This is a genomic window from Candidatus Accumulibacter cognatus, assembly GCF_000584975.1.
Lineage (GTDB): Bacteria > Pseudomonadota > Gammaproteobacteria > Burkholderiales > Rhodocyclaceae > Accumulibacter > Accumulibacter cognatus.
Map to the genome: position 1 here is coordinate 18,391 of NZ_JDST02000090.1, position 9,946 is coordinate 28,336.

The window sequence follows — 9,946 nt, forward strand, 5'->3', positions numbered from 1 at the left end:
CTCAACCGGTTCGACCGGGTAGCACCTCGTGCAGCAGTCCGGCGGCATTGCGGATCATTTGCTCGGTGGTCTGCCAGTCGACACAGGCGTCAGTGACCGAACAGCCATATTTGAGTTGCGAGAGATCTTCCGGGATCGCCTGGTTGCCGGCGACGATATTTGACTCGATCATCATTCCGACCAAAGACTGATTGCCGAGCCGGACCTGGTTGACGGCATCAGCCATCACCAGCGGCTGCCACTCATGCTTCTTGTAGCTATTGGCGTGCGAACAGTCGACCACGATGTTGATGGGCAGACCCGCCTTGCGCAGCGCCTGCTCGGTGATCTGCACGCTGACCGTATCGTAGTTGGGACGCCCGTCGCCGCCGCGCAGAACCAGGTGACCATAACGGTTGCCGCGTGTACGAACGATGGCCGTGCGCCCCTGGGCGTTGATGCCCAGGAAGCTGTGTGGCCGTGCAGCCGAGAGGATGGCATTGACGGCAATGCCGATATCGCCGTTGGTGCCGTTCTTGAAGCCGACCGGGGTCGACAGCCCCGACGATATCTCCCGATGCGTTTGCGATTCGGTGGTGCGCGCGCCGATCGCTGTCCAGGAGATCAGGTCGCCAAGATACTGCGGCGCGATCGGGTCGAGCGCCTCGGTGCCGGCGGGCAGGCCGAGTTCGGCAAGCTTGAGGAGAAATTCGCGGGCCTTCAGCATTCCCTGGTCGACACGGAAGGAATCGTCCATATCCGGGTCATTGATATAGCCTTTCCAGCCGGTGGTCGTGCGCGGCTTCTCGAAATAGACGCGCATCACCAGGTAGAGCGTCTCGCTGACCTCATCGGCGAGAGCCTTCAAACGTTGCGCATAGTCCAGTCCGGCGATCGGATCATGGATCGAGCACGGACCGACGACGACAAAGAGGCGCGGGTCGCTGCGGTCGAGAATGTTGCGCAAGACCTCCCGGCCGCGCATGACCAAGCGGGCAGCGCTTGTCGAGAGAGGCAGTTGGGCGTGAATTTCCTCCGGCGAAGGCATGGGGTCGAAGGCGGTAACGTTGATGTTGTCGATGTCAAAGGTGGTCATGGGTTTGCCTGCGTGCTCAGTTGATGAATGATGTCCTTGACCGCGGCAACGCGGTCGCCAAGGCTCGTGCAGTGGCGTTTGAGAATCAGCTTGTCCTGTCCAGCCAAGCGGTAGTTGCGGTCCTTCTGGATCAAATGGATGATGCGCATCGGATCGATCGGCGGCTTGGCTTCAAACTGTACGACGATCTGCTCGGCGTTGGCGTCGAGCTTGCTGATCCCGAGAGGCCTGCAGAGCAGGCGCAGTCGGTGGCTGTCGAGCAGAGCGCGAGCCTGTGATGGCAATGCTCCGAAGCGATCGATCAGCTCTTCCTGCAGGTCGGCCAGGGCCTCCGCGGTCACGCAGTCGGCAAGGCGCTTGTAAAGCGTCAGCCTTTCGTGGACGTCGGGAGCGTAGTCGTCGGGGAGCAGGGCGGGCGTGTGCAGCTTGATTTCGGTGGTGATCGCCAATGGCTGCATCAGGTCTGGCTCCTTGCCCAGTTTGAGCGCTGCGACGGCGCGATTGAGCATCTCGGTGAACAGGTTGAAACCGACTTCCTGCATTTCCCCGGACTGGTTGGCACCGAGCACCTCGCCAGCACCACGGATTTCGAGGTCGTGCATCGCCAGATAGAAACCGGCACCGAGTTCGTCCATCATCTGGATCGCCTCCAGACGCTGCCTGGCCTGCTTGTTGAGCGCTGCCTCGTCGTGCGTCAGAAGATAGGCGTAGGCCTGATGGTGCGAGCGTCCGACCCGGCCGCGTAACTGATGCAACTGGGCGAGACCGAATTTTTCGGCACGGTTGATGATGATGGTATTGGCGTGCGGGTTGTCGATGCCGGTTTCGATGATCGTAGTGCACAGCAGCAGATTGGCCCGTTGTTGCGTGAAGTCGCGCATCACCCTTTCCAGATCGCGCTCATTCATCTGGCCGTGGCCGACGACGATGCGAGCTTCGGGCAATAGCTTGGCGAGCTTGTCGCGCATGTTCCCGATGGTGTCGACTTCGTTGTGCAGGAAATAGACTTGCCCACCGCGCTTGAATTCTCGCAACAGTGCTTCACGTATGACGCCGTCGGAATATCGGTTGACGAAGGTCTTGATCGCCAGGCGTTTCTGCGGCGCGGTGGCGATCACCGAAAAGTCGCGCAGGCCTTCAAGCGACATCGCGAGCGTGCGCGGGATCGGTGTTGCGGTCAGGGTCAGCACGTCGACCTCGGCACGCAGCGCTTTCAGCGTTTCCTTCTGGCGGACGCCAAAGCGGTGTTCCTCATCAATGATGACTAGCCCGAGACGGCTGAAACGCACGTCTTTTTGCAGCAGCCTGTGTGTTCCGATGACGATATCGAGCCTGCCGTCGCCCAGTTCCTGAAGGGCCTGTGCCGCTTCCTTTCCGGTCTTGAAACGAGAGAGTTCGGCGATTCTGACTGGCCAGTCGGCAAAACGGTCGCTGAAAGTCTGGAAATGTTGTTCGCAGAGCAGGGTCGTCGGGCAGAGAACGGCAACCTGCCGGCCTCCGGCGACTGCGCAGAAAGCAGCTCGCAAGGCTACCTCGGTCTTGCCGAAGCCGACGTCGCCACAGACCAGGCGGTCCATCGGCCGGCCTGATTTCATGTCCTCGATGACTGCAGCGATGGCTGTGGCCTGGTCAGGCGTTTCTTCGAAACCGAAACCGTCTGCGAAAGCGTCATAGTCATGGGTCGTGAACTCGCAGGCATGGCCCTGTCTGGCCGATCGCAGGGCATAGAGCGCGAGGAGTTCTGCGGCGGTGTCGCGAGCCTGCAGGGCGGCACAGCGCTTGGCTTTTTCCCATTGCTGAGAGCCGAGGGTATGCAATGGTGCCGTATCCGGGTCGGAGCCAGAGTAGCGCGCGATGACGTGTAGCTGCGATACGGGGACATAGAGCCTGGCATCGCCGGCGTAGTGCAGTTCGAGGAACTCCATCTCGCCTTCGCCCAGATCAAGGTGGACCAGGCCCCGATAACGTCCGATGCCGTGTTGCTCATGCACGACCGGCGAACCTACCTTCAATTCTGTGAGATCCCGCAGCCAGTTGTCGACCGACGCCCTGCGCTGAGCCACGTGGCGAGTTCGCCGCGACGGACTGTCGGCGTACAGCTCGGCTTCGGTGACGATCGCTAGTTGGGCGAGCTGGAAGCCGTCATGCAGCGGGCCAACCGCCAGCGACAAGCGGCTTTCGGTGGCAAGGAAGTCGCTGAAACTGGCGCTCGCCTGTGGTTTCAGGCCATATTCCGAGAACAGTCCGGATAAGGTTTCACGGCGCCCGGCGGTTTCTGCAAGCAACAGCACACGGCCGGGAAAAGCAGCGAGAAAGGCCTGCAGACGACCGAGCGGGTTGTCAGCGCGGCGGTCGATGGCCAGCGCAGGCAGGCCGCGTGCCGGCCCTTCATGGTCGGCCTTCAAGTCGATTCGGGCGTAGGCCTTGGCGGCAATGAAGAACGGTTCTTCGGCCAGGAAGAGATCGGCCGGTGGCAGCAGCGGGCGGCTACGGTCGCCCGCGAGCATGGTGTAGCGCGACTGTGCCTCGTGCCAGAAGTCCCGGATCGCTGCCGGCACCGTGCTGTACAGGCAAAGTACGGTGTGGCGTGGCAGGTAGTCGAAAAGGGTGGCCGTTTCCTCGAAGAAAAGGGGTAGCCAGTACTCGATGCCGGCCGCCGCGAGGCCATTCGAGACGTCCTTGTAGATCCCCGCGCGACCAGGGTCGCCTTCGAAAATCTCCCGAAAGCGCTGGCGGAAACGGGTGCGACCCGTGTTGTCGAGCGGAAACTCGCGTGCCGGGAGCAGGCGCACTTCCGGTACGGGATAGAGTGTGCGCTGGTTGTCGACGTCGAAAGTCTTGATGCTTTCGATCTCGTTGTCGAAGAGGTCGAGGCGGAAAGGCAGTGGCGAGCCCATCGGGAAGAGATCGACGAGACCGCCACGGATCGCGTACTCGCCCGGTGCCACGACTTGCGTGACCAACGTGTAACCGGCCAGGGTCATCTGGGCGCGGAACTGTTCCGGGTCGAGCTTCTCACCCTGTTTGAGGAAGAAAGTGTAGGCCGCCAGGTAGGCCGGCGGTGCGAGACGGTAGACCGCCGTGCCGGCAGGGACCAGCAGCACGTCACATTCACCGCGCATGACTGCATAGAGCGTTGCCAGTCGCTCGGAAACCAGGTCGTGGTGTGGAGAGAAGCTGTCGTAGGGCAGGGTTTCCCAGTCGGGTAGCAGGCGGACACGCAGATGAGCCGCGAACCAGGGGATTTCCTGCAGCAGACGGTGTGCGTCGCCGGCGCTGGCAGTGAGCACCGCCAGCATACGCCGCTCGCTGCCAGTACTCGCTTCCGAGGCTGACTGGGCGATCAGGAGGGCATCAGCAGAGCCTGCAGGAAACTGAAGCCTTTCGCCGATTTCGGGTAATGGCGATCGGGGAAGCGGAAATGACAAGGAATGCGACTCGCGACTCGGCTTCTGAAATGGGTGGGTCTGCCCATGCCGATCAGGGCTGGGCGGCGAAGGGCGGAATTATAGCCGATCAGGCCGGCTGATCGGCCGTCTTGATCGACATTTGCACTGCACTGTTTACAGCCGTCGTGGCCAGCAACGAACGGGGGCTCGTTGCCTGCTCTGGCACGCATCAGTGGCCTACAGCTTCGAGGGTTGCGCAGAGCGCGCTGAAGAACTGGGATGAACCACAACGAATCGAGTAATCGGCAACGTCCGACAAGGGCGTCGGGTGCGGATTGACTTCCACCACCACGGCACCGGCGCTTTTCGCCCACAGCGGCAGGCGGGCGGCGGGTTGTACGGTGAATGATGTGCCGACACAGAAGAATACATCGGCCTTGAGGCTGGATCTCTCGGCAGCGGTGAAGACGCTTTCATCAAGCGTTTCACCGAACATCACCAGATCGGGTCGAACCGGCGCTCCGCAAGCCGGGCAGGCGTAAGGTTCAAGGGCGTCTCGATTCCAGCTGGCGACAAATCCGCAGTGCCGGTGACAACGCACCCGGTGGATGGTGCCATGCACTTCGAGGACGTGCCGGTTCCCGGCGCGCACGTGATAGCCATCGATATTCTGGGTAATCACGGTGAATTGTTGTGCCGAGCAGATTTCGTCCAGGCGGGCGATCGCGTGATGGCCGGCATTCGGATGCCTTTCATCGACCAGATTCCGCAGTTGCAGCAGCCAGCTCCAGGCACGTTGCGGATTGCGCAGAAATCCTTCAATGCTGGCGACTTCGTCCGGGTCGACGTTATTCCACAGGCCGGTTGCCCCGTCGCGGAACGTCGGAATGCCACTATCGGCGGAAAGCCCTGCACCCGAAAAAACGACGACTTCGCTCGCCTCGCGCAGGAGCGAAGCGATTGATTCCAGATTCTGCATGAGCATCTCCATCGTCAAAGCTGGCAGCGATTGTCGCATGTTCAGCGGAGCGACGTCATCGCGGTTACTGAAGCACGCCTGGCGCCGCCATCGGGCCTAGATCGTTGTATAAATGCCACACAATGCCAGGCCAATGCTTGAAGCAAATCAAGTTTGTATGCTTAAATCTCCTGACTGCGCAAAAATCGCATCGCGTTACACGCATTCGGACCTAACAGAGATTACTCGAGGAGGAACATCTTGAAATCGAAAATCATTACTACCCTGCTGGCCTCTATCGGCCTCTTTGCGGCGGCTGGCTCCGTGCAAGCTCAAACCGCCAATGATCGCGTCTACGTGATCGACCAACGCGGTGAAGTCGTGGTCAGCGGTACCGGCCTTTGCTGGCGCACCGGCTTCTGGACCCCGGCTGCGGCCGCCAAGGACCCGGCCGGCTGCAAGTGCGACAAGGATCTGCTGCCGAAGGAAGTCTGCGAACCGGCTGTCGCCAAGGCTGCGCCAGGTGCCGCCGCGCCGCCGGCGAGCAAGCCTTCGGCCGACAAGATCACGGTTGCTGCCGACGCGCTGTTCGACTTCGACAAGGCGACCTTGCGTCCGGAAGGCAAGGCTAAGCTGGATGAAGTGGTCGCAAAGTCCAAGGCGATCAATCTGGAACTGATCACGGCCACCGGCCATACCGACCGTTTCGGTTCCGACGCCTACAACCAGAAACTCTCCGAGAAGCGCGCTGCCGCGGTCAAGACCTACCTGGTCAGCAAGGGGATCGCAGCCAACCTCGTCATCACCGCTGGCAAGGGCAAGACGCAACCGGTCACCAAGCCTGATCAGTGCCCAGGTCCGAAGAGCAAGAAGACCATCGCCTGCCTGCAGCCTGACCGGCGTGTCGATATCGAAGTCATCGGCAACAAGTAATTCCGGCGAAATGCCTCCGAAAACCCCGCTCTGGCGGGGTTTTTTTTAGGTCTTTCGAATGTCAGTGCGATGACCATGCCCTTGCCGCCCGTCGACCTCGTCATCGAGGCACGCTGGATCGTTCCCGTCGATCCAGCCGATCTGGTTCTCGAAAACCATGCCGTGGTCGTCGATCACGGCCGCATCATCGACCTCCTCCCGCAGAACGAGGTGGCGGATCGCTTTGCACCACGCGCACGCAAGCGCCTGGCGCAGCACGTGCTGATTCCGGGACTCATCAATTTGCACACCCATGCCGCGATGAGTCTGCTGCGCGGTCTGGCCGATGACCTGCCCCTGATGCAGTGGCTACGGGAGCATGTCTGGCCAGCCGAGGCGAGGCATGTCTCGGCACAGTTTGTCCATGACGGTACGCTGCTGGCCTGCGCCGAGATGCTGCGTGGCGGCATCACCTGTTTCAACGATATGTATTTCTTCCCGAGGGCCGCCGCCGAGGCGGCGCTCGCTACGGGAATGCGCGCCGCGATCGGCCTCATCACCGTCGACTTTCCAAGCAACTATGCGGCGGATGCGGACGATTATCTGGACAAAGGGCTGGCCGTCCGGGACCAGTTGCTGGAGGAACCGCTGCTGTCTTTCTGCCTTGCCCCGCATGCCCCCTACACCGTTGGCGAGCGGAGCTTTGCCAGGGTGCTGACCCTGGCCGAACAGATCGAACTGCCGATTCATCTCCATCTGCATGAAACTGCTCAGGAAATAGACGATAGCCTGCAGCGCTTCGGGGTGCGCCCAATCGAACGTCTCGGCCGCCTCGGTCTTCTCAGTCCGGCCCTGATCGCCGTGCACGCCGTGCACCTGAATGGCCATGAAATCGAACTGCTGGCGCAGCACGGCTGTTCCGTGGCACATTGTCCCAGTTCCAATCTCAAGCTTGCCAGTGGCATTGCTCCGATTACGGAACTGTCCGCCCGGGGCGTCAACATCGGTCTGGGTACAGACGGTGCGGCGAGCAACAACCGCCTCGACATCTTTCAGGAGATGCGTCTGGCTGCCCTGCTCGCCAAGGAACAGAGCGGGCGCGCCGATGCCATCAATGCTCATCGGGTATTGCGCATGGCGACTCTTGGCGGCGCCCGCGCGCTCGGTCTCGACGCCTGTATCGGCTCGATCAGCCGCGGCAAAGCGGCCGACTTATGCGCTGTCAGACTGGACGATGTCGCCCTCGTTCCCTGTTACGATCCGGTTTCACATCTCAGCTACGTGCTAGGCCGTGAGCATGTTTCCGAGGTTTGGGTGGCGGGCCGGATGCGCGTTGAAAACGGGCAACTGGTTGATAACAACGAAATTGGATTGATAAAACGGGCCCTCTTGTGGCAGAATAAAATTCGTCCGTGATGAGTTCGGTCAACAACGAGGCGTCAATAGGCCATGCGGACCACGCCCGCAGGCTTCAACTAACGAGGGGAACCTAGATGAACAGAACCGCAAAATACTCCATGATGGCCTTGCTCACCGCCGCCACGGTCGGCTTTGGCGCCTCGCTTGCTCATGCACAGACTTCGATTCCCCTGGACCGGGTATACGTCATCGACCAACGCGGTGAAGTCGTGATGAGCGGCGCCGGACTCTGCTGGCGCACCGGTTTCTGGACCCCGGCTGCGGCGGCCAACGATCCGGCGGGTTGCAAGTGCGACAAGGATCTGCTGCCCAAGGAGGTCTGCGAGCCGGCCGTTGCCAAAGCTGCGCCGGGCGCGGCCGCACCGGCGCCAGGCAAGCCCGCGGGCGACAAGATCACGGTTGCCGCCGACGCGCTGTTCGATTTCGACAAGGCGACGCTGCGTCCCGAAGGCAAGGCCAAGCTTGACGACGTGGTCGCCAAGTCCAAGGCCATCAAACTCGAAGTGATCATTGCCGTTGGCCATACCGACCGCTTTGGTTCCGACGCCTATAATCAGAAACTGTCCGAGAAGCGTGCCGCCGCGGTCAAGGCCTATCTGGTCAGCAAGGGCATCGAGGCCAACCGCGTTTACACCGAAGGCAAGGGCAAGAAGAATCCGGTCACCAAGCCAGATCAGTGCCCAGGTCCGAAGAGCAAGAAGACGATTGCTTGCCTGCAGCCTGACCGTCGTGTCGATATCGAACTCATCGGCACCAAGTAATCCCTGCCTGTGTTTTCCGGAAGCCCTGCTTTTGCAGGGCTTTTTTCTTTTACGTGATGGTTACCCGAGGTGCCATGATCAACGCCGACCAGAGCGAACTCGAGAAATTCAGCCAGCTTGCGCATCGCTGGTGGGATCCGGGCAGCGATTTCAAGCCCCTGCACGACATCAACCCACTGCGTCTGGATTGGATCGACGACCAGTGCACACTCGCCGGCAAGCGCGTGCTTGACGTCGGTTGTGGTGGCGGCTTGCTCTCCGAAGGGATGTGCGAAAGAGGTGCGGCAGTGACCGGTATCGATCTTTCGGAGAAGGCGCTGAGCGTGGCCCGCCTGCACCTGCTCGAAAGCGGGCAGGTGGTCGAGTATCGCAAGATCGCGGCCGAAGAACTCGCTGCCCAGGAGTGCAGCAGTTACGACGTTGTCACCTGTCTGGAGATGCTCGAACACGTTCCCGATCCATCCAGCACGATTGCCGCTTGTGCTGCACTGGTCAAGCCTGGCGGGCATGTATTCTTTTCGACCATCAACCGCAATCCGAAGGCCTACCTGTTGGCGGTGATCGGCGCAGAGTATGTCCTGCGCATGCTGCCCAGGGGTACTCACGATTACGCCAGATTCATCAAGCCATCGGAACTTCTGCGCTGGGCCAGGAGTGTTGGTCTCGATGCGCTTGACTTGCGCGGGATGACCTACAATCCCTTGACGGGACGGTATTCTCTCGGCCGTGACTGCGACGTCAATTACTTGCTGCACACTGTGAAGAATGTTTGAAGCGGTCCTGTTCGACCTTGACGGAACTTTTGCCGATACCGCTCCGGATCTGGCGGCGGCACTCAACCGCTTGCGCTCTGATCTCGGCTTGGCAGCGCTTCCGGCGGCCCGCTTGCGTTCCCTCACTTCGCAGGGTGCCCGGGGCATGCTGAAGGCGGGGCTCGACATGCAGCAGGGCGATCCGGACTATGCGGAGTTCCATGATCGCTTCCTGCTATCACTCGCGGTGGAGAATTGAGGAAGCCTTTAAACGGATCCAGCACCGTCTCGGTTTCGAACATCTCTCGGGCATGTCCTGGTTGGCGGCACAACAAGACTTCGGCGCCAAGATCCTTTGCGACAAGCTCAATGCTCTGGCTGTCTATGCCGCCAGCGAACTCCTGGATCCCCACATCCGCGCACACTATCTGATCAACCGGGGCGACACCTTCTGTCGCCTCAAGCGTACTCTCGGGCGCTGGATCCACCAGGACCAGGGCGCTCACGACAACGTCGTCTCCGTCTTCGAACAGCTCATCAAGAACCTCGTCCAGATAAAACCTGAGCGATCATACCCCCCGAAACTCCTATCGAAAACAGCACGCATCTCATGCCCACAAGGGTAAAGCATGACTCTGTTCTGATACGTTAAGAGTATTGATAACGTCAGTTCGGGATAA

8 protein-coding genes and 1 pseudogene are annotated in these 9,946 nt (G+C 60.7%); 6 read left to right on the plus strand and 3 right to left on the minus strand.

From position 1 onward, the window contains the following. Position 1 precedes the first annotated feature (1 nt). The 3 genes from AW06_RS16010 to AW06_RS16020 all read right to left on the minus strand — a co-directional run bounded on the left by AW06_RS16010 (position 2) and on the right by AW06_RS16020 (position 5,443). Positions 2–1,075 (minus strand): 3-deoxy-7-phosphoheptulonate synthase, encoded by a 1,074-nt coding sequence (locus tag AW06_RS16010; protein ID WP_034952006.1) that lies wholly within the window; start codon positions 1,073–1,075, stop codon positions 2–4. Beyond that, positions 1,072–4,503, minus strand: coding sequence for a transcription-repair coupling factor (mfd, locus tag AW06_RS16015; RefSeq protein WP_034952008.1), 3,432 nt, complete (start codon positions 4,501–4,503; stop codon positions 1,072–1,074). The genes AW06_RS16010 and mfd overlap by 4 nt, the downstream gene beginning before the upstream one ends. A 190-nt stretch (positions 4,504–4,693) precedes the next feature. After that, positions 4,694–5,443, minus strand: coding sequence for an NAD-dependent deacylase (locus AW06_RS16020; protein ID WP_034952010.1), 750 nt, complete (start codon positions 5,441–5,443; stop codon positions 4,694–4,696). A 240-nt stretch (positions 5,444–5,683) separates the two neighbouring features. On the opposite strand from AW06_RS16020, the gene AW06_RS16025 reads away from it, so the two are divergent. The 6 genes and pseudogenes from AW06_RS16025 to AW06_RS16050 all read left to right on the plus strand — a co-directional run bounded on the left by AW06_RS16025 (position 5,684) and on the right by AW06_RS16050 (position 9,892). Next, positions 5,684–6,355 (plus strand): OmpA family protein, encoded by a 672-nt coding sequence (locus AW06_RS16025; protein ID WP_034952012.1) that lies wholly within the window; start codon positions 5,684–5,686, stop codon positions 6,353–6,355. 69 nt (positions 6,356–6,424) lie between these two features. Then, positions 6,425–7,750 (plus strand): TRZ/ATZ family hydrolase, encoded by a 1,326-nt coding sequence (locus AW06_RS16030; protein ID WP_034952014.1) that lies wholly within the window; start codon positions 6,425–6,427, stop codon positions 7,748–7,750. A 77-nt stretch (positions 7,751–7,827) separates the two neighbouring features. After that, the gene (gene ompA / locus AW06_RS16035; protein WP_034952016.1) at positions 7,828–8,514 is read left to right on the plus strand and encodes an outer membrane protein OmpA; all 687 of its coding nucleotides are present in this window, start codon (positions 7,828–7,830) and stop codon (positions 8,512–8,514) included. Positions 8,515–8,588: 74 nt separating this feature from the next. Beyond that, the gene (gene ubiG, locus AW06_RS16040; RefSeq protein WP_034952031.1) at positions 8,589–9,287 is read left to right on the plus strand and encodes a bifunctional 2-polyprenyl-6-hydroxyphenol methylase/3-demethylubiquinol 3-O-methyltransferase UbiG; all 699 of its coding nucleotides are present in this window, start codon (positions 8,589–8,591) and stop codon (positions 9,285–9,287) included. Next, positions 9,280–9,501 (plus strand): annotated as a pseudogene (locus AW06_RS16045) (HAD hydrolase-like protein); the annotation flags it as partial. The gene ubiG and the pseudogene AW06_RS16045, both read left to right, overlap by 8 nt. Continuing rightward, complete coding sequence (locus tag AW06_RS16050; protein WP_171047349.1) at positions 9,488–9,892, plus strand: hypothetical protein; 405 nt, start codon at positions 9,488–9,490, stop codon at positions 9,890–9,892. The pseudogene AW06_RS16045 and the gene AW06_RS16050, both read left to right, overlap by 14 nt. The last annotated feature ends 54 nt before the right edge of the window (positions 9,893–9,946 follow it).